Origin of the sequence: Nitrosovibrio sp. Nv6, assembly GCF_900110495.1 — a bacterium.
Classification (GTDB): Bacteria; Pseudomonadota; Gammaproteobacteria; order Burkholderiales; family Nitrosomonadaceae; genus Nitrosospira.
In genome coordinates, this window is record NZ_FODX01000001.1 from 937792 (window position 1) to 963598 (window position 25807).

19 protein-coding genes are annotated in these 25807 nt (G+C 53.9%); 18 read left to right on the top strand and 1 reads right to left on the bottom strand.

Annotated elements, in window-relative coordinates:
* Positions 1-163 precede the first annotated feature (163 nt).
* The 16 genes from BMX66_RS04440 to BMX66_RS04525 all read left to right on the top strand — a co-directional run bounded on the left by BMX66_RS04440 (position 164) and on the right by BMX66_RS04525 (position 21941).
* Positions 164-421, top strand: a complete 258-nt coding sequence (locus BMX66_RS04440; protein WP_090878734.1) for a hypothetical protein — start codon at positions 164-166, stop codon at positions 419-421.
* On the top strand, positions 418-642 hold the full coding sequence (locus BMX66_RS04445) for a hypothetical protein (RefSeq protein WP_199679264.1): 225 nt from the start codon (positions 418-420) through the stop codon (positions 640-642). Before BMX66_RS04440 ends, BMX66_RS04445 begins: the two co-directional genes overlap by 4 nt.
* Positions 635-2722 (top strand): eCIS core domain-containing protein, encoded by a 2088-nt coding sequence (locus tag BMX66_RS15785; protein WP_199679265.1) that lies wholly within the window; start codon positions 635-637, stop codon positions 2720-2722. Before BMX66_RS04445 ends, BMX66_RS15785 begins: the two co-directional genes overlap by 8 nt.
* A 46-nt stretch (positions 2723-2768) precedes the next feature.
* Positions 2769-4487, top strand: a complete 1719-nt coding sequence (locus tag BMX66_RS04460; protein WP_199679266.1) for an eCIS core domain-containing protein — start codon at positions 2769-2771, stop codon at positions 4485-4487.
* 210 nt (positions 4488-4697) lie between these two features.
* Positions 4698-6059 (top strand): eCIS core domain-containing M35 family metalloendopeptidase, encoded by a 1362-nt coding sequence (locus BMX66_RS15575; protein ID WP_158593382.1) that lies wholly within the window; start codon positions 4698-4700, stop codon positions 6057-6059.
* A 299-nt stretch (positions 6060-6358) separates the two neighbouring features.
* Positions 6359-6901: a hypothetical protein gene (locus BMX66_RS04470; RefSeq protein ID WP_255398807.1), complete on the top strand. Its 543-nt coding sequence runs from the start codon at positions 6359-6361 to the stop codon at positions 6899-6901.
* Between the two features lie 33 nt (positions 6902-6934).
* Positions 6935-7267, top strand: coding sequence for a LysM peptidoglycan-binding domain-containing protein (locus BMX66_RS04475; protein ID WP_199679267.1), 333 nt, complete (start codon positions 6935-6937; stop codon positions 7265-7267).
* 2 nt (positions 7268-7269) lie between these two features.
* On the top strand, positions 7270-8382 hold the full coding sequence (locus tag BMX66_RS04480) for a phage late control D family protein (RefSeq protein ID WP_090878740.1): 1113 nt from the start codon (positions 7270-7272) through the stop codon (positions 8380-8382).
* Entirely contained in the window at positions 8379-8870 is a 492-nt protein-coding gene (locus tag BMX66_RS04485; RefSeq protein ID WP_090878742.1) for a phage baseplate assembly protein V, read from the top strand. Before BMX66_RS04480 ends, BMX66_RS04485 begins: the two co-directional genes overlap by 4 nt.
* 319 nt (positions 8871-9189) lie before the next feature.
* Complete coding sequence (locus tag BMX66_RS04495) at positions 9190-9555, top strand: GPW/gp25 family protein (RefSeq protein WP_199679268.1); 366 nt, start codon at positions 9190-9192, stop codon at positions 9553-9555.
* Entirely contained in the window at positions 9552-12353 is a 2802-nt protein-coding gene (locus BMX66_RS04500) for a putative baseplate assembly protein (RefSeq protein WP_090878746.1), read from the top strand. Before BMX66_RS04495 ends, BMX66_RS04500 begins: the two co-directional genes overlap by 4 nt.
* Positions 12354-12363: 10 nt before the next feature.
* Positions 12364-15264 (top strand): putative baseplate assembly protein, encoded by a 2901-nt coding sequence (locus BMX66_RS04505; protein WP_090878748.1) that lies wholly within the window; start codon positions 12364-12366, stop codon positions 15262-15264.
* Positions 15261-17579: a hypothetical protein gene (locus BMX66_RS04510; RefSeq protein WP_090878751.1), complete on the top strand. Its 2319-nt coding sequence runs from the start codon at positions 15261-15263 to the stop codon at positions 17577-17579. The genes BMX66_RS04505 and BMX66_RS04510 overlap by 4 nt, the downstream gene beginning before the upstream one ends.
* 12 nt (positions 17580-17591) lie before the next feature.
* Positions 17592-19580, top strand: coding sequence for a DUF6519 domain-containing protein (locus BMX66_RS04515; protein ID WP_090878753.1), 1989 nt, complete (start codon positions 17592-17594; stop codon positions 19578-19580).
* A gap of 466 nt (positions 19581-20046) precedes the next feature.
* A complete protein-coding gene (locus BMX66_RS04520) occupies positions 20047-21129 on the top strand; it encodes a sigma 54-interacting transcriptional regulator (protein ID WP_090878755.1) in 1083 nt (360 codons plus the stop codon).
* Between the two features lie 536 nt (positions 21130-21665).
* Entirely contained in the window at positions 21666-21941 is a 276-nt protein-coding gene (locus BMX66_RS04525; RefSeq protein WP_177168727.1) for a helix-turn-helix domain-containing protein, read from the top strand.
* A gap of 60 nt (positions 21942-22001) precedes the next feature.
* Here BMX66_RS04525 and cysS read toward each other — a convergent pair whose 3' ends face one another.
* A complete protein-coding gene (gene cysS, locus BMX66_RS04530) occupies positions 22002-23393 on the bottom strand; it encodes a cysteine--tRNA ligase (protein ID WP_090879871.1) in 1392 nt (463 codons plus the stop codon).
* A gap of 87 nt (positions 23394-23480) precedes the next feature.
* On the opposite strand from cysS, the gene BMX66_RS04535 reads away from it, so the two are divergent.
* Positions 23481-24533 carry a tetratricopeptide repeat protein gene (locus BMX66_RS04535; RefSeq protein WP_090878757.1) on the top strand — a complete coding sequence of 351 codons (1053 nt, stop codon included), beginning with the start codon at positions 23481-23483 and terminating at the stop codon, positions 24531-24533.
* On the top strand, positions 24500-25786 hold the full coding sequence (locus BMX66_RS04540) for a L,D-transpeptidase family protein (RefSeq protein WP_255398808.1): 1287 nt from the start codon (positions 24500-24502) through the stop codon (positions 25784-25786). Before BMX66_RS04535 ends, BMX66_RS04540 begins: the two co-directional genes overlap by 34 nt.
* Positions 25787-25807 lie beyond the last annotated feature (21 nt).

A 25807-nucleotide genomic window follows, 5' to 3' on the forward strand; every position in this document is an offset into this window, starting at 1 on the left:
TGTTTAGGTCTTCCAAAAGGGATCAATAGGGTCAGACAGGTCAGACACGATTGATATTTTCTGTTTAAGCCAGGAAAAACGATATAGATCAATATGAATCCTTCGATCATTGCTGTTCAGACCGCGTAAGGCAAAAAGGGATAGAAGATATCAGGAGCATGATATGGCCCGACTATTAAAAAAGGTCACCAAGGCTCGGAAGTCAGAGAGGTTAAGCCGGGTAGCGGTTATCTGCCACAACCAAATGATATCGTTGTTTGGTGGCGAGACCAACTTTTGCGCTTTCCTCGCCATCCAGAACGGCACAGCGGTAACTTTGCCACCGGCGCACACCGCTGCCCGCCCTGAATTCCGCAAGCTCCACCGGTCGATCAACGAGGGTGACCTCTGCTGCCTGAAAACTGCGGGAGCGGGAACATGAGTACAGACATGAACATCACCCTGCATATCGACCGGCTTATTCTTAACGGCGTAAATATCTCGCACCGCCAGCGCCATCTGCTGCAAGCCAGCGTGCAAACCGAGGTGATCCGGCTATTTACTAAGGGCGGAATGTCCCCCAGTCTGGCAACTGGCGATGACCTGGTACGGCTCGGCCGGCAGATTGCGCAATCGGTATATGGTGGGATCAATCATGAATAAAACAGCCGTTGCTCAGCAGGCGGAAACTGCAAGTTTTTTGCCGTCCGCTCACGCCATACTTCAGCGCAAGTGTGACTGTGGCAATCGCACGATGACTGGCGGTGAATGCGAGGAATGCGGCAAAAAAAAACAAACTTTGCAGCGTAAGGTAGCTGACCGAAGTGGAGTATCCGAAGTCCCGCTGATCATGCCAGAAGTTCCGAGTACACGCGGCCAACCGTTCGGCTCCGCTACCTGTATGTTCGTTGAGCCCCGTTTTGGCCAAGACTTAAGCAAGGTTCGCGTGAGCCCAGCCCAGCCGGGGGTTGTGCAGGCTCATCTTGTCTTGGGGCAACCGGGGGACCGGTTTGAGCGGGAGGCGGACTTAGTCGCGGACTCGATTATGCAATTCCCCATCGCTCGTAGCGGGCGATCACAGCCTCTCCCCGTATCGATAGGGTTCGAGTCCTTACATCGGGCTTCGGACGAGTCTGCTTCGAACGCACCTACAGACGGGGCGGATCAGACGACGGACATTGCCAAAGCCACGGCAGACGGGGAAGAAACGGAGGGCAGTCCCGAATACGTCGCCGCGCTGCTGCTGGAGACAGATGACCTGGAGGCCGACTCAGGGGCGCAGGCGCCTGAGGAGCAGTCGACCACTCCAAGGTTATCCCCGACTGAAGCGCGTGATGAAGCGACAATGCAGGCTCGAGAGCTACCCGGTCAAACGCCCAAGGTATTATCCTCGAACCTCGCATCGAGGATTGACGCACTCCGCAGCGGTGGGCAGCCGCTTTCAACCTCGAGCCGAGACTTCTTCGAGCCGCGCTTCGGTCATGATCTCAGTCGCGTGCGGGTCCATACCGGGGCGGAGGCGGACCAATTGGCTCGCTCCGTCCAGGCGAGGGCTTTCACCATCGGGCGCGACGTGGTGTTCGGCGAAGGACACTACCAGCCAGCGTCGCCGACAGGCCAGTGGTTGATGGCGCACGAACTCACGCACGTGCTTCAGCAGCAAGAGGGGCTGTCTCGTTCGCCAGCGCAAGGCATTCAGGTGCAGCACACTGGGCGGCCTCAGCTTCAAGGCGGCTTCTGGGGGAAAGTGTGGGGTGGGATTAAGAAGGGGACCCGTGCCGTCTGGGGTGGAATCAAGAAGGGAGCCAGCGCCGCCTGGGGCGGGATCAAGTGGACGGCAGGCAAGGGTTGGAGTGGAATCAAGTGGATGGCAGGCAAGGTTTGGAGTGGAATCAAGTGGACGGCAGGCAAGGGTTGGAACGTACTCAAGAGCGCCGCAGCGTTAGCCTGGAGTGTAATTGTGAACACTCCTGAGCGGGTCTGGCGGCTCATAAAACATTTGGGGAGCGGCATTGCTGGCATTGGGTCTTGGCTCTGGGAAGGGCTGAAACTGGCATGGCACCTCGACTTCAAGGGGATGGGAAAGTGGCTACTGGACGGCATCCTTTCCGGCTCCGCCTGGGTCGGCCGGCTCATCGGTAAGCTTGTCGACATCGCTGGCATTGGAGAAGTTTGGGATCTCTTGTTTCAGATCATCAAATTCAACACACGGACATTGACCTCCGGTGAGACGAGCGAGGCAAAAAAGACCTTCAAGAGCAGCATCTCATACTGGCAGGTGAGGGTAGATGAGCTCTCATTGATCGCGCATATAGGGGCTGCATTTGAGGGTGGCGGGAATATGGGTGTGACCACCTTCCATACCATCAACTTCAACCGAAAGATCGAAGCCATGCCCGGAAGCCCTGACATGCACTGGCTGACGCACGAACTTACCCATGTTTCCCAGTACGAACATGCGGGGTCGCAATATCTTGGAGAAGCTATTCATGCCCAAGCTACGGCTGGTTACGATTACAACGGGCCGAGTAGACCGCTGTGGCGCCCCTCCACGAACGTCTCCCCCAACCCATCTGGGAAACACTTCCGGCAGTTCAACCGGGAGCAGCAGGCGGACATTGCAGCGGACTACTACTACTCGCTATATAACAAAACCGTCACCGCCCCCTCCGGGACGACGTTTACCCCAATCACATCAGATTATGAGCCGGTAGTGGATGAACTCAGGGCTGGGGATATGTAGCACGTAGCCAATTAACAGATAAATAACAAAGAGAAACCAAAAACCAATGGGGTCAGACACGATTGATAAATTATCAGGCTTTGACCAAATATCGGATGCTTTAGTTACTGAATTTATGAGTAACAGCCTGACAACTGAAAGCAAAGCTGGGCAAAGCTCAATGCCCTTCAGAGCAGGGAGAATACTGCAGCGCAAGTGTGACTGCGGCAATCACACCGTGGCAGGAAGAGAATGCGCGGAATGCGGGAAAGAGCATGGCCTTCAGCGGCGAATCATCGAAGGGAATAGTTCGGGTCTCAATACATTCCCGCTTATTCCATCAATACAGCGCAAACTCACCATCGGCGCAAGTGACGATCCGCTGGAGCAGGAAGCCGACCGAATTGCCGATCAGGTGATGTCAATGTCAGCAAATCCGTTAACTGGCACCTCACTCCCAAGGATTCAACGTTTTACCGGTCGATCGGCAAGGGAAACTGATGTGGCGCCTCTGAGCGTGGATCGCGTTCTCACCAGTTCCGGTTATCCATTGGAGCCTTCGCTAAGACAGGATATGGAGCAGCGATTCGGCCATGATTTTTCGCGTGTGCGCGTACATTCTGGTCCCGCTGCGGAGCAGTCAGCTCGAGACGTAAATGCTTATGCGTATACAGTAGGAAATAACGTTGTGTTTGGAGCTGGGCAATATGCGTCAAGTACGGTGCAGGAACAACGTCTGGTGGCACACGAACTAGCGCACGTGGTCCAGCAATCCGAGTTATTCCCGGGAGAAAACCAAAGCCCAAGAAGCGCTGAGAATAATGTAGAACGCGAAACAGAAACAGAGAACGCCGCCACACCGCAACTCGTCTCTCCCTCAAATTCAACCCAAGCCCCAAGCGCGGGGCAGTTCCCAGTCTTAAAAGAAACGCGGCCTATCCTACAGCGCTGGAAGATCGATGGAGACCTAGCCACTTCGGATAATTCTAATGACACTTTGGGTCAACTCGCCCAAAAAGCCGGTGCGCAATTCAATGATTGGAAATGCATCAAGCCGATCAGCATGCGGACTTCTACTTTAGCCAAACCGCCCACCAACTTCAATGACCGCTACGAGCTTTACGTGCAGATCGGCGACAAGTTTGACATTTCAAATCTCACTGCCGCGGAAGGGCTCATGGAAGGACTCGTAAGAGCCTTCCTATTAAGAACCTTCCTATCAATCTACCTATTCGATGATGGTAAGGAAGCTAAGGACGCCAAAGTTGCCAAGTTGTTCTACCCTGGTAGCGTATCTAGCCGAAATGCAGATTCTGACTTCGATAACACCTCTGATTCAGGTAGTAGGCCGATCATAAATATGGTGATATTCGGGCATGCCCACGGCGGCATGATGTGGGGTGACGCGTCTAGGTTCGCGCCTGCGGATTTTGACCCGGAGGAACCTAAACAAAGTTTTACGCTAGCGCACGCTGGGCTATTTCCACGCCGCTGTTGGTTCAGTCGCGATGCCTCTGTGCGCGCAGTTGGGTGTGATTCAGAGACGTGGGGTCGAGACTTCGCTGCCCATTACCTGCGTAAGGGCGCTAGCGTTATTACTACAACTAGATCAGTCCGACCTACGTGCACCGCTCCCTTGCGCGTCAGGGGCGTTTGCCAAAGGTACGATGGTCTCGATTTCGCCTCTTCTTTCGAAAGCGATGCAGAGAGTTTGGACGGTCCATTTTCGACTGCTGCTGACTTTCACGACAGCAGATTCTGGCAAACGATCGAAGGCAAACTATGACCACCTTTCCCCGCTCTCCCCGCCTTCTTAATGGCGCCATTATCGGACTTGATCCGGCTAATCCGCTCGCCAGCGTGATTGCCTTCCAACAAAAACTAATGGGTCAGACACGATTGATAAATTATCAGGCTTTGACCAAATATGGGATGCTTTAGTACTGGATTTATGAGTAACAGCCCGACAACTGAAAGCAAAGCTGGGCAAAGCTCAATGCACTTCAGAGCAGGGAGAATTCTGCAGCGCAAGTGTGACTGCAATCACACCGTAGCAGGAGGGGAATGCGCGGAATGCGGGAAGAAAGAACATAGCCTCCAGCGGCAAATCATCGAAGGGAATGGTTCGGGTCTCAATACATTCCCGCTTATTCCATCAATACAGCGCAAGCTCTCCATTGGGGCAAGTGACGACCCGCTGGAACAGGAAGCCGACCGCATTGCCGATCAGGTGCTATCAATGCCCGCAAATCCGCCAGTTGGCACTTCACCTCCACGGGTTCAACGTTTTACTGGTCCAGTGTCTACGGAAACTGATGTGGCTCCCCCTAGCGTGGATCGTGTTCTCGCTAGTCTGGGCCAACCGCTCGAGCCTGCGCTACGGCAAAATATGGAACAGCGCTTCGGCTATGACTTTTCGGGCGTACGAGTGCATTCTGGTTCCGCCGCCGAGCAATCAGCGCGAGACGTGAACGCCAGTGCTTATACTGTGGGGCACAACGTTGTGTTTGGCGCTGGGCAGTTCATGCCTGCCACAGAAAAAGGCCGGCGGTTAATTGCACATGAGCTTGTCCATGTGCTTCAACAGGGAGGTGCGTCCTCCCCGATTGAGGATAAGGCGTCAAGCCTTGGCTCGGTTCGCGCTCACGCGGAAAGTGAGACTTACACGGGTAGCAGGGGCAGTATTGGCGACCTGCAGAAGCCAGGGCAGAAACTTGCACGCTCAGCTCAACCTATTAGCGGAGCCCCTAGAATCTTGAGACGCACCCCGATCTTTGACCCGAACTGCGGCGAATATGATCGCTGCAAAGTGATTGAACCCTTGAGGGCAGCTAACCAGTTGGTGGATAGAGTGCTGGCGGAGCTACCACCGCTCGCTTCGGGCGCGGTTACAACTGGACGAATCGTCGACTTGCTGAATGTGCACTTTCACGATCCTTCGAATGTGGCTCAACGTGCGGTAGTTGTGCTCAGCAATTACCAGGCGATTAAAGCGGAGCTGAATGCGAACATTCGTTTCATATGTCATCCGCCGGCGGAGGACTGTACTTCCAATGACGGGCGCGTCGGCGCTTTTACCGGAGACCGGCCGGGCGGTGACATCAGTCTTTGCAATGGCTATCACACTGCAGACTGTCGAGAGCAGGCGCGCATGCTGATCCACGAAATTTGCCACCACATCCCCGCGACGCGTATTGACCACGCCTATGTACACGAATCGGGTTACATGGCTCTCCCAGCCGACCAGGCCACTGAGAATCCGGATACTTATGCGCAGTTTGCCAAAATGGTCTTTTTAGGTACACCTGCTTGCAAAGATTGTAGTGCAGAAGTTCAGCTCAGGCCGGGGCAGTATTAATAAAGCATGAATTCATCACTCAGGAATCTAACTGTAAAGATGAGTACACAACCATTAAAGAAAGAAGTTTCAGGCATTGTTTTTATTGCTATGGCTGCAGCTTCTCAATTTCGTCAGCTGCATGCTTTCAGGATGCCCTCTCGCGAACACTCAAGCTCACTGAATAGACACAACCCAATGATGAGGAACTCATGACCGCCTTCCCCCGCTCTCCCCGCCTCATCAAAGGCGCAATCGTCGGTCTTGACCCGGTGAATCCGCTCGCCAGCGTGATCGTGTTCCAATACAACCCGGATACCATGACGCGACGTCTGGAGGCGCGTTCGATGGGCGGCGGCGATACGAATGACCGGTCCGAAGCTTTTCGCCTTACCGGCCCTCCCAAGGAGACGATTACCCTGAATATCGAGGTAGACGCAACGGATCAACTGGAGGTGGCGAATCCGCTGGCAGTGGCAAGCGGCGTATCGCCCACACTCGCCGCGCTGGAAGTGCTGCTGTACCCGAAGAGCGAGTTTGTCATCCAAAACGAGATGCGGGCCCGGAACGGTGATATCGAAATCGTACCACCGGAGGCCCCAATCACTTTATTTGTGTGGGGACCTACACGAGTGCTGCCGGTGCGCGTTACAGGGTTCAGCATTACGGAGGAAGCCTATGATGTCTATCTCAACCCAATCTTGGCGAAGGTGGACCTGACGCTCGCCGTGTTGAGCTACTTCGACGTGAAAGTTGACAACCCCGGCCACGACCTCTTTATGGCGCACCAGATCGCGAAGGAAGCACTGGCCGTTGCGAATCTGCAGAATGCGGTTAACAACGCAGGCGGGCGCGTACTCTAAATACATTCATTGGCACGTAAAAAGGAGCTCAGGGTGGAGATATTTCCTGTTACCAGTCGTTATTACGGAATCGAGACTGCGAAGTACGAGATGCCCCCTCAAAAGGGAGAAACCCAAACACGTGAAATCGTCTATCTGTGCCGACGCTTTCTTCCTCTATTTTCTTCGCCTGAGGGTGAGCCTGTCTTGACCGAGCATATAGTCACCCAAGGCGAGCGGCTGGACAACATCACGGCGCGTTATCTAGGCGATCCGGAACAGTTCTGGCGCGTGTGCGATGCGAACAACGCCATGCTTCCCCAGGCGCTGACAGAGGAAATTGGCCGCCAGCTCCGGATTCCGCTAGATTTGGGAGGCACGATCTGATCATGCCAGGTAGCGGCGCGCGCTTGCAATTGCTTATCGGCCCTACAGAGCCAAGTCCTGCGCCCTATGAGGTCGTGGATGCGCTGATCGACCTGGAAGTGACCAGCGGGGAACAGGAACTTGACGGCTTCAGGATGAACTTCAGCCTGGGCAGGGAAAAGGGTGCTGACTACGAACTGCTCAAGAGGGGCCGGCTCGAGCCGCCCAACCGCGTTATTGTAGTGATCTCGATCGGCACACGCCGAGAGGTATTGATCGACGGGTTGATCACCCAACACCAGGTCATTCCCAGCAATCAGGCGGGAGGATCGAGGCTGCATGTCGATGGTGTGGACATCAGCATCAAGCTGAATCTCAACCCAGCGCACAAGCTGTATCCAAGCCAGTCTGATTCCGCCATAGTGAAGAGCCTGCTGGAAGCTTATCGTGACCTGGGGCTGGAAGCCAATGTCGAAAAAAGTGATGTGACGCCCAGTGATAACGATCGCCGTCCGAGCCAGCAGAGAACCGATCTTGACTATATCAGGTATTTAGCTCAACGGAACAGCTTCGTCTTCTATGTTGAGCCGACGACTGTGCCACGTAGATGCATTGCTTACTGGGGTCCGCAGAAGCGGCAGGGAGAGGCGCAACCCCCTCTCACCATGAACATGGGCTCCTACACCAACGTTGATGTGCCAATCAACTTCAGATATGACGCACTGGGCCCGGCCGAACCGGAGATGTTCACTCTCGATCCGGCTAGCAGGCACATTATCCCCGTCGAGCCCTCTTCGAGTTTATACCCGCAGCTTTCGCAACGCGTCGCAAGACCCCTGCGCAGCACCTTGGCTCGTGACACGGCAAGGCTGAATACGGCACTGGCGAGACAGCGCGGCCTCTCCTCCATGCAAGAGTCCTCTGATGCTGTCACAGGCACGGGGGAAGTGGATGCTGTGCGTTATGGCCGAATTTTGCGTGCGCATCATATTGTAGGTGTGCGCGGGGTGGGCAATAGCTTTGATGGAGAATACTACGTCGAGTCGGTTACCCACCGGATCAAACGTGGGGAATACAAGCAGAGCTTCACGTTGAAACGTGAAGGGCGCGGATCAACGAAACAACAATTGAGATGAACGGACCGACTTTTCACGGCAAGTTTCGCGGGGTGGTGAGCGACAACAGCGACCCCAACAACATGGGGCGTATCCGGGCCAGAGTTCCGGATGTGTTCGGGGAAAATGAGAGCGGGTGGGCATTGCCTGCAGTGCCGTATGCAGGGAATGGGGTGGGTTTGTTTCTGATTCCTCCAACGAATGCGTCGGTCTGGATCGAGTTCGAGCAGGGGGACCCGGAATATCCGATCTGGACCGGGTGTTTCTGGGCGCAGGGAGAGCCGCCGGCTTCACCTACGGTGGCAGAAATGAAGGTTCTGAAAACCGATACGGCAACGATTACGATCAACGACTTGGCCGGCGCGGGAGAGGTCACGATCGAGACCAATATGGGGATGAAAATCGTGATGAATGCGACAAGTATAGAGATAACCAACGGCCAGGGAGCGAGTATCAAACTCACGGGGCCGACGGTATCCATTAATGGCAGCGCGCTGGAGGTAACCTGATGCCGGGGTATCTACTTCATGTTGGGGCTACAGTGCTGTGTGCTCACGCTGGCCAGGCGCAACCCACCTCCCCTTTTCCGAGGGTACGTGTTGGGAATCAGCCAATCGTGACCCAGCCCTCGCCCTACATAGTGGCGGGATGCACTTTGCCTCCCCCACTTGCTGCCAACGGGCCGTGCGTAACTGCGCAGTGGATCACTGCGGCAACCCGTGTACGGGCGGGTAATCTACCGGTGCTGTTACAGGACAGCCAGGCAATCTGCGCTCCTACTGCCACCCCGCTTAACATTGTGCTTACTCAGATGCGTGTGAGGGGGACATGATGAACATCGACTTCCCTTTCCATTTCGACAGCCGTGGGCGCACTGCGGCGACCAGCGATGCCGATCATATTCGCGACATGATCGAACAATTCCTATTCACCAGCCCCGGCGAGCGCGTCAACCGTCCCGATTTCGGCAGCGGCCTGCTAGGAATGGTATTTGAACCCAACAGCCCGGAACTGGCGGCGGCTCTGCAATTCACTATTCAGGCAGGCCTCCAGCGGTGGCTGGGAGACCTGATCGAAGTACGCAAGCTTGAAGTAACCAGCGAGGACGCGATGCTTACTGTGGATCTCGCCTATGCGATTCGCAGAACGGGCGAAGTGCGCCGTGAAGGGTTTACAAGGGGAAGTTCAATATGAAGACAAGCAATCTCGCTTGTGGGGCTGAAGAGCGGCGCAAACGGCTTTTCGGCAACCCCGACTGGAACGGGATGGATTTCCTTGAAGTGTCGGCTGACCAGCTTTCGCTGTGTGTGCACTTCTTCGGCCAGGTGCCGGAAAATATAACCGCTGGGAACGTGCGTATCGAGGGCGGTCGGCGTATCCGTAACATCCGGGCGGCAAACGTCAAGATCGATCGCGCGCATGATGAGGAGCTCGACGATTGTCTGCGCATTACGCTCGACAAGTCCGGCGATTTTTCGACTTATCGTTTGTGCCTGGTTGAGAAGATACCGCCTACAGAGGAAATGAACGGCGGAAAAGTGAATGGCATCCACAGCGAAAGGGATACTCGCCCGATGCAGGGAATTGATCCTCGCTACGCATGCCTCGATTTCAGTTTCAAGGCTGATTGCCCAAGCGATCTCGACTGCTTGACGGATCAGGGGTGTCCGCCTGAAGTATTTCCTGCTCCCGAAATCAACTATCTCGCCAAGGACTATGCAAGCTTCCGCCAGCTGATGCTGGACCGCCTTGCGCTCATCATGCCGGACTGGCAGGAGCGCCACGTGCCCGACATTGGCATTACGCTAGTCGAACTGCTTGCCTATACGGCCGATTACCTGAGCTATTACCAGGATGCGGTCGCCACCGAGGCTTACCTTGAAACGGCAAGACAGCGCATCTCGATACGCCGCCACGTGCGGCTGGTCGACTACCGCATGCATGAAGGAAACAATGCCCGCACCTGGATCACGGTATGGACAGCCACGGACCTTCCGCCTCTGAAGGCGAAAGACATCTATTTCATTACGGGGTTTCCCGATATCAAAGCTGCCAGCGGGAATGTGGTAAAGCAAGAAGATCTCGATCGGGTGCCGGAGAATTGGTATGAAGTATTTGAGCCGCTTGTTACTCATGATGCGGAGGCCGAGCCGCAGTTTACCTTCCGCGCGGCACACAGCAAGATTCACTTTTATACCTGGGACGATCAGGAGTGCTGCCTGCCCAAGGGCGCAACCCGCGCCACATTACTGGATGAGGCGCCAGTAGCTATCGAGCCACAAGCTAAAAACCAGCCCCCGTCTCAGGGAGAAAGTGCCAACCTGATACAGGACAAGACCGCGGCAAAAGCCGATGATACACAGACGGATATAAGTGAAGCTCAGGCCGAAACACAGGCTGACAACGACGAGCTAACCAGGCCGAAAACACCAACGAGAGCCCGTGCCAGAGCTCAAAAGGGAACAGAAGCCTACAATCAGACGAAGACCGGCGACGGCGGACCGCAACGTATACTCAATCTCAGCCCCGGTGACGTGCTGATCTTTGAGGAAGTGCTGGGGCCAACGACCAATAATCCAGCTGATGCGGACCCGTTACGCCGTCATGCAGTACGGCTTATCAGGGTTACGCCTTCCCTCGACGGTCTGCTTAATAAACCGGTATTGGAAATCGAGTGGGATCCCGCGGATGCCCTACCTTTTTCGCTCTGTCTTTCTGCCCGGCTGCCGGCGCCCGATTGCCGCAGGATTGGCGATGTGAGCGTGGCACGCGGCAACGTTGTCCTGGTTGACCACGGTCGACGGGTTGAGGAGCCGCTGGGTCCGGTGGAAACAAAGGAAACAGTGCGGGAGTGCGGTTGCGAGGGCAGCGTTATCGAAAGCACAACGGTGGCGAAACGCTTCAATCCAGTGCTGAAACATGCACCGCTCACATTTGGCGAGCCACTGCCTGCAAACGGGCCGGCGTCCACGTTGTTGAGACAGGATGCGTGGCGTGCATTGCCCCACATCGTACTTCAGGAATTCTTGAATAGCGAAGTCGGTGCTGCCGGGCCGATATGGAATCCCCAATATGACCTCCTTGCCAGCGGCGCCGAAGACAGGCATTACGTCGCGGAACTGGACGACGAGGGGCGCGCACATCTGCGCTTTGGGGACGGCGAGTTGGGCCGCACGCCAGCAGCAGGGGTGCATTTCATGGCGACGTATCGCGTGGGTAAAGGCTCCTCCGGCAATGTGGGCCGCGACATGATTAACCACCTGGTGCTGCGCGAAGGAACATTAAGCGCAGATGCAATCAAGCCGCGTAATCCGTTGCCTGCCGAAGGCGGCATGGCGCCGGAACCCGTCACGGAGGCAAAGCTGTTTGCACCGCATTTGTTCCGCACACAGCTCGAGCGCGCGATCACTGCGGAAGACTATGCAAACCTGGCCGAACGCAATACCGGAATTCAGCGCGGGGCCGCGGAGCTCCGCTGGATGGGAAGTTGGTATGAAGCGCGGGTCGCTATCGATCCTGCATTCACGGATGAAGCGGATGCCGCACTATTGAAGGAGATAGAAGGTTATCTCTACCGCTATCGGCGCATGGGCCATGATCTCGCAGTAGTGCCCGCGCATTATGTGCCGCTTTATCTTGCCATGGAAATCTGCGTACTGCCACAGTATGCGCGTGGCCACATCAAGGCGGAGCTGCTTAAGGTATTTGGCAGCAAGCCGCTGGAGAACGGCAAATTGGGCTTCTTCCACCCGGATAATTTAAGTTTTGGTGATGGCATTTATGTTTCGCAATTGATAGCGATGGCGAAATCCGTCGAAGGAGTTGAAACCGTCAAAGTTACGAAGCTGCAGAGGCTGGATACGCCAGCAGGTGGAGGAGCAATTGACACGGGCGTATTGCCACTCGGCTCTGGTGAAATTGCCCAGCTCAACAACGACCCAAGCTTTCCGGAAAACGGCAAACTCGAACTGATCCTTAGAGGCGGAAGATGAGAGGTGGAAGATGAAATTGCCCTGCGATTGCTGCGAAGGCCCGGACGTACTTACCCCGCTTACCACGGTCAACCGGCCGGGGCTGAGCGCACTACGCTATCGGGTCGGCACTCACGCCACTTTTTTCGAAACCATGCAGGCGCGCTTGTCGGGCGATGAATTTCCCGAGTTGATGGCACTAAAAACACGAGAGACTAGCGACCCCAGCCTCGCGCTGCTGGATGCCTGGGCTACGGTTGGAGATGTCCTCACGTTCTATCAGGAACGCATCGTCAACGAAGGCTATCTGCGCACTGCCACTGAACGGCGCTCGATACTGGAGCAGGCGCGGCTTGTCGGTTACCGCCTGCGTCCCGGCGTTGCCTCCAGCGTACATCTCGCCTATACCATCGAGAAGGATTCGGAGCCGGTGGAGATACCTCAAGGGGCGCGCGTGAACAGCATCCCCGCGCCAGGCGAGCAGATGCAGGCTTTCGAAACCTCCGAGCCACTTGAAGCGCGTTACGAATGGAATGGATTGAAACCCCGCATGACGCAACCTCAGACCCCGGCGACGATTGGGGAAAATGGATTGTATTTGAAAGGTATTGCCACCAATCTGAAACCCAATGATGGATTGTTGATCGATTTTGGGAACGAAAAACCCACCGCATTTCGTGTTTACGAGGTCAAGCCTGACAATAAGGCGGATCGCACCCTTATTACCCTGCGCATGTGGGATGGCGGCAGTATTCCACTGTCGACCGAGCCTGGTGAGGAATCCTGCATCAAGAAGGCGCCTCAGGAAGAGATAACGGTTCAGGTAAATAAAGCCTTCTTGGACAAGTTACGGACGCCGCCGTCCATTCCCCCCGCTAGCCCAAAGCAATTGGAACGATCTGTGCAAAGGACCTTTGCGGTACAGGCGGAAATTTTCCCTCAACTGTTGTCCACGCTATCGCCTCGTTTGCATTCGCTACTATATCCCGCGCTCGCCAGCGCCCAAGTGACGGAAAAGCCGGAAATCAAGGTCTATGTGTTACGCAAGGTGACATCGTTGTTCGGGCATAACGCGCCGAAAGAGCCTCGGTATGAACCGCCGCCACTCCTTCCTACGGGGGGACCTAGTGGCAACGCCGGCAATTTGAAACCGCAAAGCGAATGGTGCGAATGGACGGTTGCAGATGACGAAGCAGAGAATATGGCGTACCTGGATACAGTTTACGATCAGGTCGTGGCAGGCAGCTATGTAATAATTCAAAGACCAAAAGACGAGATGAGGGAAGAGCATTGTTCTTTCGTGAGAACTATCAAGAATGTGGTGTCGGTATCCCGCGCAGCATATGGGTTAACCGGCAAGACTAGCAAGCTGACGTTCTCGGAGAAATGGTGGGATGCCAAAAAAGCTGAAGTGAAGGAGCCTCGTGATTGTCCTGAGGAGGCTGATTTTCCGGATGATTTTCCCATACTGCGTGCCACAACAATGTACTGCCAGAGCGAGGAACTAGCCCTTGCGGACGAACCCATCCATGAAGACATTTGTGACGATAAAATCGAACTGGACGGGCTTTACGACGGGTTCGAGCCCGGCAGGTGGATGATTATATCGGGTGAGCGTGCGGATATTCCCGGCACGACTGGCGTAAAAGCCAGTGAACTGGTAATGCTCTCGGAGATAATACAGAAAACCAAAACCAGGAACCAAACCACCGTACCCCGAGAGAGTAAGGATAAGCAGTCCATCGAGGAGCCCCTGCCAGGTGACAAACTGCATACGTTTATCAGATTCGACAAAAAGCTCGCCTATTGCTACAAACGGGATACCGTAACTCTTTATGCTAACGTAGTGAAGGCCACCCACGGTGAGACCCGCAGGGAAGTTCTAGGGAGTGGCGATGCGTCAAAAGCATTCCAATCGTTCGAGTTGAAGCAGTATCCCCTCACTTATGTTTCCGCCCCAACGGTTTCGGGTATCGAGAGCACGCTTGAAATACGCGTGAATGATGTGCAGTGGCACGAGACCGATAGCCTCCCGGCGCTTGGTCGCAATGACCGGAAGTTCATCACATCCCAGGATGATAATGAAAAGACTTCGATAACTTTCGGCAACGGCGAGCGTGGCGCAAGACTGCCGACAGGGCAGGAAAACATCAGGTCGATTTATCGCAGTGGCATCGGCAAGCCCGGCAACGTAAAGGCGAATCAGATCAGCCTGCTTGCCACGCGGCCACTCGGCGTGAAAGCGGTGATCAATCCGATCCGGGCTTCCGGCGGCGCGGACAGGGAAGGCCGCGATCAGGCACGCAAGAACGCGCCGCTTGCCCTAATGGCACTGGACCGTCTGGTTTCAACACCGGATTATGCGGATTTTACCCGCACCTTTGCCGGGATCGGCAAGGCGGCGGCTGTGCGTTTGACCGACGGCCGCAGGCAGTTGGTACAGGTAACCATTGCTGGCGCGGATGATATTCCCATCGAAGTCACTTCTGATCTCTATCGCAACTTGCTTGATGCATTGCATCGCCATGGCGATCCGCATTTACCCATCCAACTCAAGGTACGCGAACGGTTGGCTTTGGTCATCAGCGCGAAAGTCAGTGTACATCCGGATTATCTGTGGGAGAGCCTTGAGCCAAAGATTCGCACGGCGCTACTCGACGCCTTCAGTTTCGAGAAGCTGGAGTTGGGGGATGACCTGTTTCTCGCCGATGCCATCCAGATAATCCAGGGCGTTCCTGGTGTGGCGTATGTGGATGTCGATGTCTTCGACACGATTTCGGAAAATGCGCTGCTCGAAGGTTTCACTGCCTCCGCAGACTCGGTGGGATCCAGCTTCAAACTCGGGCACCGCATTCCCATTGAATCTACGCAGATCGCTTATCTTTCGTTAGAGGTGCCGGATACGCTGATTTTGCAGGAGATCAAGCCATGAGCCCCTCGTCCGATCGCCTGTATGAGCTACTGCCCGCCATTCATCGCGTGCGCGACGCGGAGCGCGGCTATCCGCTTCGGGCCCTGCTTAGAGTCATCAGCGAACAGGTCGACGTGATAGAGGATGACATCGCGCAGCTTTACGACAATTGGTTTATTGAAACCTGCGAGGATTGGGTCGTCCCTTACATCGCCGATCTGATTGGCTATCGAGCGGTGCACCAGGCAGGCGACCCGCGGTCGGTTGAAACAACCGACGGGTGGAACCGGAACAAAATCCTGATCCCTCGCCGCGATGTGGCAGCGACGTTGGGCTCCCGCAGGCGCAAAGGCACCTTATCATTGATTGAGTTGCTCGCAAACAACGTTGCCGGCTGGCCGGCGCGCGCAGTAGAGTTCTACACCCTGCTCGGTTGGACGCAGCACCTGAACCACCAGCGGCTTACCCGCAGACAAACGGTTGCCCTTCGCGATGGCAACGCTCTCGATTTAATCGACGGACCATTCGAACGGTTGGCGCATACGGTGGATGTGCAGCGCATCGCATCGCATCGCTCGCCGGGACGCTATAACATCCCGAGCGTTGGCCTGTTTGTCTGGCGCTTGAAGCCCTATTCGGTAACGCATGCGCCAGCCTATTGTCTTGAGAGCATAGGGCCGCAGTGTTTCACGTTCAGTGTGCTGGGAAATAATACGCCACTGTATGCAAAACCCCAACTGGAAGAGGAGCCGACCCATATCGCAGAAGAAATCAATCTACCGGCGCCGATTCGGCGCCGTGCGCTAGAAGAACGCATAGCCTTGCGACCATTAAAAACGCAAGCGTCGGCTATCTATTATGGTGCGAACAAGAGTATCGAAATCTATGCGCCGGATTGGCCGGTAAAGGATAAAGATCCGACGAGAAGAACTCCCCAGCCCATTCCGGCCGAGTTCGTTATTCCAGCCGACCTTTCCGATTGGCGTTATCGAGCCCAACGAAATCAGGTTGCGTTGGATCCTGTCCTGGGCCGCATTGTCTTCCCTGCGGGACAGTTGCCAAAGCGCGGCGTTTGGGTCACCTATCACTATGCTTTCAGCGCTGATATGGGAGGCGGAGAGTATAACCGTAGTCTATCCGAGCCAGTCAACTTCACACTTTATCGAGTGACCAACGACAAACCTTCAACGGACACATTCGAGACTATCAATGCCGCGCTTGCTAAGTGGCGCCAGGATCAGCAGGCGCTGGGATCGGAGCCTGCCGGAGACGTCGAGAAAGAAAAATGGCGCAAAGATAAGGAAGCTTTGCGCGCCGCCGTGATCGAGATCGAGGATAGCTCAGTATACAGCGAGCCACTGAGAATCCTCCTGGAGGCGGGAGAAAGTCTACAGCTGAGGGCGGCCAATCGCACCCGGCCGGTAATTCGGCTGATCGATAACGTAAGCGATCGTCCGGATGCCTTCACCATATCCGGCAAAAAAGCGAGCCGCTTCAAGCTTGACGGATTGACCGTGATGGGTCGAGGCCTGCAAATCAACGGCCCTGACCCCGCCAATCCCGAACGCTTCGCTGAAGGCGATCTCTGCGATGTAGTTATTCGCCACTCGACATTGGTCCCTGGGTGGGGACTCGAATCCAGCTGTGAACCGCGGCGGCCAAACGAGCCCAGCCTGGAAATTTTCAATACAAATGCGAGAGTTATTGTCGAGGCAAGCATTATCGGCTCGATTTACGTTGCTGCTGACGAGGTGCAAGCCGACCCGGTTGAAATCTCGATCAGCGATAGCATTGTTGATGCAACCAGTGAAGAGCGTGTTGCTATCGGCGCCCCAAGCTGGCCGCTGGCCTTCGCTCACTTGTCAGTCGTGCGCAGCACGATAATCGGAAAGGTCAATACGCACGCGATCACATCGGCAGAGAACTCGATCTTCATGAGCCTGATTCGGGTCGGCCGCCGCCAGAAAGGATGCATGCGCTTCTGCTATGTTGCACCCGGTTCCCGTACACCGCAACGGTTTCACTGTCAGCCTGACCACGTTATCGCCGCTTTGGACGAAGTTAAGCCACCGCCTTTGCCTAGTGAAAAGGCGCGAGCCAAAGAACGCGAATCGCAACGTGTACGGCCCCGTTTCGAGAGCTCGCACTATGGCACGCCTGCGTACTGTCAGCTCGCGATCGATTGCGCGGAAGAGATTTCCCGCGGCGCCGAGGGCGAATCCGAGATGGGCGTATTTCACGAACTGTTCAACCCGCAAAGAACTGCAAACCTGCGCGCTCGGCTGGATGAATATACGCCTGCAGGTATGGAGGCAGGCATTCTGTTTGAAAACTAGGAGAAAACAAAGATGAAAGGAGATTTCTCACGCGACACGTTCGATCCAGGCAAACACTTTAGCCGTGTGTTGATGCAGCAGGGTCGCGTTCAACTCGATGCGGACTGGAATGAACAGAATGCTATTCTCCTGCATTACCTGCGCACCTTGGCCAAGGATATTCTTGGTCCGCACGCAGGACCCGTGGATAATCGGGGCTTCGAAATTCTCTTCCTTAGCGAGAAAGCGAATAAAGACGAAATCGAGCAAAAAATTAAAACTTTTGAGCCGAACGAAGCGCGACAAAAGTTATTGATAGATACTTTGAGAAACCAGAATATTGTAATTGGCCCTGGGCGTTATTATGTAGAAGGCGTCCTGGTGGAAAATGAGCGAGCTATTCTTTACACCGAGCAACTGGGCAATGGTTCCGAAAATCAACTCCCACTACAGGAAATTCAGAATTGTCAAAAGGATAAGGATAAGGATCTATTGTTCTATCTCGACGTCTGGGAGCGGCACATCTCGTATGTAGAGGACGAGGATATCCGGGAAGTCGCATTGGGTGGACCCGATACGTGTAGCCGAAGCAAGGTCGTGTGGCAAGTAAAAGTGTTGTTGGGAGATTCTCTCTCATGCGATTCGCTCGACAACAATTCGCATGGTAAATGCAAATTGCCGATGCTTGGGGATGGCAAACTGCGGGCCCGTGCGCGACACGATGATCCGGATGCCGATCAGTTATGTGTAATCTCACCGGAGTCGCGCTACCGTGGCGCCGAGAATCAGTTGTATCGCGTGGAGGTGCATAAGGGCGGAAGAGCCAGTGATAACGAGGCCGGCGCGACGTTCAAATGGTCGCGAGACAATGGGTCCGTCACGTTTCCGATCCGCGAGCTCGCCGGAACGAAGGTGACGCTTGAGCACCTGGGACGCGATCAGCATCTGGGCCTTAAACCGGGGGACTGGGTTGAGTTTATGGACGAACGTATTGCAATGGGTAAGTATGCCGGCCCACTCGCGAAAGTTGAAACAATCAATCGCTCCGAATTGAGCATAACAGTTTCGTTACCCAGTGAAACAGTACTGCCTTCTTATACGGAAGCAGAGATAGAAAATCTGTATCCGTTTCTCCGACGTTGGGATCATGCCGGCGATTTGGCAGCATTTAGCGGCGCCCTACAGATCGTTGAAGCAGATACTACCTCGCGTTCTGAAACAACTGGCTGGGTAGAGCTTGAAGACGGAGTACAAATCCAATTCGTTAAAAACAAAAGCGAAGATGCGGAGTATCGTGCCGGGGATCATTGGCTCATCCCCGCGCGTGTTGCCACCGGAGAGATAGAGTGGCCGGATGAGCTGGAACCGAATGGCAAACCGAAACGAGATGACGACAACAATATTATCCCCGCTGCCATTGAGCCGCACGGACCGCGGCATTATTATGCGCCTTTATTGCTATCCGCTGCTGAAACAGAGGATTGCCGCTGCACGATCAAGGAGGAGCCCCGTGCGCCTGGGCCGGTAACCACTTCTGCATACGGTCCAGGTATGCGCAGGGGTTGGCTGCGACTGCCCTTTCAACCTATCCCTATTCCACAGGATAATACTCCGCCCCCTCCACCGCCTTACCGAGTTGGCGTCACGGAAGCAAGAGCGCATAGGGACTACGACGGGAAAACCAATACCAAGGGTGCAGGCGGTACGATGGCGATTCCGCTGCCTCCCGGTACCTCACAAATTCATCGATTGAGGGTCGCTGGCCAGGAAAACGAAAAAAAGATGAAAATTACATTATTCAGAGGCGGTTGGGACCCTGCCAAACAGAAGCATGTCGGAAGCAGAGAATATGCAGCCAACAAACTGCTCGAAGAGGAAATAGGAAGTGGTCCGTACGATAAGACATACGAGATTAAGGGAGGAGACCTTGATGCCGAGTGCAGTACACTTTCGCTCGAGATACAAAGCACGGGATATAGCACCGTATCGCTCGTCGCAGTGGAAACCTCTATCACCGAATAATACGGGGAGGTGCGGCCGAAAAATTCATCGACTTGCTCCATAACGATGGACGTTATTATTCCGGAAGAATGCATGTGCATGTGGTCGATTTCTGCTGCGCGAGGCTATATCCGTCAAGCTGCGCCGGGAGAGCTGTTATGGTGGCAATCCAGCTCCTATTGTCATTGTCCCCTTCCTTTAGACGGGAACCACCGCTTTGCCGAAGCTCTGCTTCACCATCTATAGCTGCCAGCCGCCCTTAAAAAATACGCGCGTCCACCTGGGATTGTTTCACCTCGCAAATTGATGCTTTCCGTTGTTTGTTTGCTATCGTACAGACCGCTGCTGCCCGTTCCCACATTCTTCTGTAACCCGATTCAGGTGGATAAGCTGCTTTAAAATCCATCTCAAGAAGGGCATGAGAATAGATCGCTATCTGCGAACTTTAACGAAAATTTCTCGAACTACACGTTAAAGGGAAAAAAACATGAATCAGGAAGGTCACGATACCTACAGTACTTATAAAACCGCGCCGCCAACAGGGGTCGTTACGGCAAATGAAACGTCTGAATTTGAACGGGCAACGGATCGTTTTATCCTTCTCGGAAATTCCTCCGCATTTTCACGGATGCTTCTTCTTATCGACAAGCTGGCGAAAGTACAAGCGCCGGTTCTTATTGAAGGAGAAACGGGCACCGGAAAGGAGATGGCCGCTCGTGCGATACATTATCGCGGCACCCGCCGCGACCAGGCTTTCGTACCTATAAATTGCGGCGCGCTTCCAGAAAATCTGATAGAGAGTGAGCTCTTTGGGCATGTCAAAGGCGCATTTACGGATGCAAGAGCCGACCAACCCGGGCTCGTAGAAACCGCCGCGGGGGGCACATTATTTCTCGACGAGATCGATGCCCTTACTCCCCGGGCTCAAAGAGCATTATTACGTTTTCTGCAGGACAGCACTTATCGTCCAATTGGTGCTCGAGTCGAACGGAAGGTGGATGTCCGCATAATTGCCGCGACGAATTCGAGCATGGATGATCTTGTCCAATCTCATGCCTTTCGTAGCGATCTACTATATCGCCTGCGAATTCTTGGGATGAGATTACCGCCCCTCCGCGAGCGGGAAGACGACGCCATGCTACTGGCAAATGTATTTTTTAATCGTTGCAGGCTAAAATTTCCTTGCAATGCAAGGGAACTGGATCAGGAAAGCTGCGACTGGTTTAGCCGCTATTCGTGGCCCGGCAATATTCGTGAACTGGAAGGGCTTATCTTTAGGGAAACGGTAGTCTGCGACGATACGACATTGCGCTTGACCTCTCCTGTGCATTACAGCTCCGAGCGACGGCGCACTTTCGAGCGTCGATTGACAGGTTTTTTGAACACATCATATTCTTCTGCGAAATCTGCGGTTTTGGAGCAGTTCGAGCGACAATATCTTACGCAGCTAATCGCCCGGACTCGCGGCAACGTCAGCCAGGCAGCTCGACTCGCTGGAAAAGAGAGGCGTGCTTTCGGTAAGCTTCTAAAGAAACATGGAATTAATGGGTGCGAGACCCCAAATACATAACCCGTTTGATCTTTCTACTTGGTAATCCTATAGTCACACGTGGCGTCTGATAGACACGCTTCGAAGATTACTGGTTGTGCAAACATGCCTGACTCATTTCTGTCAATTCTGAAGTCGTTTAGCGACTATCTTCTTTCCCTCCCATTATTTGTTTTATTCAATCTAGCATCCTGGCCCGTCGAATAAGCCTTGGAACTCCAAAGTCAATCCCCGAAACCCCAAACTGTGTTTCCTACACTTAGTTGCGCCTGGCATATCCGGTTGTTCAACAACGCACACCGCTTAAAGAAGCTCTTATCCAATCCGCGCCCATTTTTGGCCTTTTAGTGTCGAAGATTTTTACGACGGCGTGAAATTCTTCGACGAAGAGTAGTAAGGGGAATTAATTTCCTCGGCAGCAAACAGGTTTCGAACATAATTTATTCTTTTAAATATTATCGGCATGATTATTGCTTCTAGATGCTATTGCACTTATAAAAATTTCAAACCGTAAACAACCTTCCTAACTTGAGTTTTTTGTTACGGACTTTAATGAGATGGCTACAGGTAATATCCCGCCAGACCCCCGTCAGGAGATCGTCGAGTATCTGCGTGCTCATCCTTCTGCCGCTGATACTGTGGACGGAATTATCTTATATTGGCTTTGTCGCCAGCGTTATGAGACTGCCAGGGATGTCATAGAGCGGGCTTTGGAGGACCTTCTAAAACAGGGAATTATTGACTGTGTCATTACCGGTACTGAAAAGAAAGTTTTTCGATTGGCACAGAATCAAAAGTCCCTGAATCCCCAAGATGAGAAAAAAAACACTTGAAGATGGGCATTATCCAGCTTGACCTGGTTAAGCATGGGTCAGATTTGACCCAGACAAGATTTATTCCCGCCGCCAGGTCGTGCCCTGCACGCCATCTTCCAGGATAATGCCGGCATCCAGCAATTCCTTGCGAATGCGGTCTGCTTCACTATAATTCCTGTCCGCTCGGGCAAGGAGGCGCTGCTGGATCATCTGCTCGATGCGTTCCGGCGGGAACGCAGAATCTCCTGTTAATCCGCCGTCCTGTAAGTATTGCTGCGGATCCTGTTGCAGCAACCCCAGCACGCCGCCCAGCGCTTTCATTAATTCGATATTCTTCGGTGACGCGGTCTTGTTGACCTCGTTGGCGAGATCAAACAGTACCGCTACCGCATCGGATGTATTGAAATCATCGTTCATCGCTTCCCGGAACCGCAATGCGTAGGGTTCATCCCAATCTATCCAATCTATCGCTGTCGCAGTTTCGCCGGCTTCCCCGCTTTTCAGCGCGGTATAAAGCCGATCGAGCGCGCGTTTGGCGTCGTCGAGATGCTGATCCGAATAGTTCAACGGGCTGCGATAATGGGCACGCAGGATAAAGAAGCGCACCACTTCCGGCGGGTAGCGGGCGAGAATTTCCCGCACGGTAAAAAAATTGCCAAGAGATTTGGACATCTTTTCATCGTTGACGCGCACGAAACCATTATGCATCCAGTAGTTGACGAAAGGATGATCATGCGCACCTTCACTTTGTGCAATCTCGTTTTCATGATGAGGAAACTGCAAGTCCTGACCACCCCCATGTATGTCGAAGTGTTCGCCCAGATAACGCTCACCCATGGCGGAGCATTCGATATGCCAACCGGGGCGCCCCCTGCCCCAAGGCGAATCCCATTGCGGTTCGCCGGGTTTGGCGGCTTTCCACAGCACGAAATCCAGCGGATCCTTTTTGTTGGGATCAACGATCACTCGCTCGCCCGCACGCAGATCATCGAGTGATTTTCCGGAAAGCTTTCCATACCGGGGGAATCTATGTACGGCATAATACACATCGCCGTTGGACGCTGCGTAGGCAAGGTTTTTATCCACCAGAATGCGGATCATGGCAATCATATCTTCCACATGCCTGGTAGCTCGCGGCTCACAGGAAGGCGCCGCCACACCAAGCGCGGCGGCGTCTTCTTCCATAGCCTGGATAAAACGCATGGTCAACGCTTCGATGGACTCATTGTTTTCCTGCGCACGTTTGATAATCTTGTCGTCCACATCGGTTATATTGCGAATGTATGTAACATCAAAGCCACTCGTCCGAAGCCAGCGTTGTACCATATCGAATACCACCATCATCCGTGCATGGCCCAGATGACAATAGTCATAGACGGTCATGCCGCACACATACATTTTGACCTTGCCCGGAGTCAGGGGGATGAAGTCCTGTTTTTCTCTGGCGAGCGAGTTATGGATTTTGAGCATCTGGCGAGATTGTGATATGGACAGGCTTCTTGGTAGAATCTCCAGGATTCTGGATAACCCCAACAAAAATCGGAGCAGTATAGCATAATGAAAACGCTGCATTTTCGCCGTATAAGTGCATCCATAGCCGCCGCGCTGCTACTGCTGTCGAGTCTTGCCGCACTTGCCGAGGAAAACGATAAAGTTGTCAAACTCTACAAACAGGGCAATCTTGCCAAGGCGCTGGAGCAGGCAGATGCATATCTCTCCCTCAGGCCAAAGGATGCGCAAATGCGTTTCAATAAAGGTCTGATACTTACGGAGCAAAAGAAGACTGCCGACGCTATCAGGATATTTTCTTCGCTCGCGGAAGAATATCCGGATCTGCCCGAGCCACATAACAATCTCGCGGTGCTTTACGCGGGCCAGGGCCAATATGACAAGGCCAAGGGTGCGCTTGAAGCGGCGATACGTACCCATCCCAGCTATGCTACGGCGCATGAGAATCTGGGTGATATTTATGCAAAAATGGCAAGTCAGGCGTATGGCAAGGCGTTGCAGCTGAACAAGGATAACGCCGCTGCGCAAACCAAGCTCGCGATGATCAAAGACTTGTTCACGGGTAAGCCCAAAGAAGTACAAACCGCATCCGCACTCCCATCCGCTTCCTTGGCGCCGGCCGAAAATTCGCCGGCAATCGTTCCCGAAAAAGCGCCGGGAAAAACGGCGGAGAAGTCCGAAGAAAAAGCGGAAAAGCCGGAGACCGAAAAAACCGCAGCCGCTGAAAAACCGGTCCCGGAAAACCCGCCGGTTTCGGACGATTCGGATGAGATCATCAAGACTGTGGACGCCTGGGCCAAAGCCTGGTCAGATAAAGACGCCGCCGCATATCTCGCATTCTATGCAAGCAGCTTTCGTCCTCAAGGGGCCTCGTCGCGCGCGGCTTGGGAAAAAACCCGCCGGGCGCGCATCGGCAAACCCAAATCCATCCATGTCGCCATCGCCAGTCCCAACGTCAGCTTTATCGACGCTACCCATGCCAGTGTAAGTTTCAAACAATCCTATCACTCTGATGCAATCAAGAGTAATACGACCAAAACACTTGAGATGGTCAGGACAGGAGAAAAATGGCTGATACAGCAGGAACGGGTCGGGCGATGAAATCGGCCGACAGCCTGATTACCCATAAACACCCTGACTACCGCAGATTATTTATTACAGCTACGATTCTCACATCGGTAATAGCCGCATTCGGGCTCCTGGCCTCCGGCGCACTGGCCAATGATCATTCGGCCTTGCCCGAACCTGTAACAGGACCGGAAATGCAGCTCGTCAAAAGTCTGCAGGAAATCGCGGAAAGCCGCATGGATTCCGCTTTGAGCGGAGTCGAACAGCTGCTCAAGACCAATCCCAACTTTCGTCTTGCCCAACTGATTAAAGGCGACCTGCTGCTGGCACGCTCGCGCCCGATCAGCAACATGGGCGATACTGCCGGGCTCTCGCAACAGCACATTACTGATTTACGCGAAGAAGCGCTCGCCCGAGTGCAGCACTATCGGGAACCCGTTCCCCGTAATATGACGCCCAAGTATCTTGTGCAAATGCCGCCAGAACAGAACTATGCGATTATTGCCGATACCAGTAAATCCCGGCTATATATATACGAGAATGTAGGCGGCCGGGCCCGCTATCTCGCTGATTATTACATCAGCAGCGGCAAGAACGGGTCGCAAAAGCTGAAGGAAGGAGACAAGAAGACTCCCATCGGTGTTTATTTTGTGACCGCTAACGTACCCCGGGAGAAACTCACTGATTTTTATGGTGGCGCAGCATTTCCCATCAATTATCCCAACGAATGGGACAGGCGGAATGGACGCAGCGGTTCCGGCATCTGGATTCACGGCACCCCCTCGGATACTTATAGCCGCCCGCCCCGTGCCAGCGATGGTTGCGTAGTGCTCGCCAATGAGGACTTGCACACCGTGGCTAAGCGACTGCAAGTTGGCATAACACCCGTGATCATCAGCGACGAAATAGAATGGATAAAACCGGGCGACGCGGGCGTCCTGCGCAACAAACTGATCCAGCACTTGGAAAACTGGCGGCGCGATTGGGAAAGTGGGAATATCGAGGCTTATATCGGAAACTACGGGCGGGATTTTTTCAGTGGAAGCCAGAATCTGGCGGAATGGTCGCAGCACAAACGCCAGGTCAATTCTGCCAAAAACTGGATCAAAGTAGGAATCAGGAATATCGGCATGTTTCTCTATCCTGGAAGAGACGATCTGATGGTCGTCAATTTCGACCAGGAATATTCCAGTAACAACCATTCAAACAGAATAAAAAAACGCCAATACTGGATGAGGGAAAGTAAAAAAGGCCAGTGGAAAATTATCTATGAAAGCGCCGTATAGGCCGATAGCTCATCATTTATT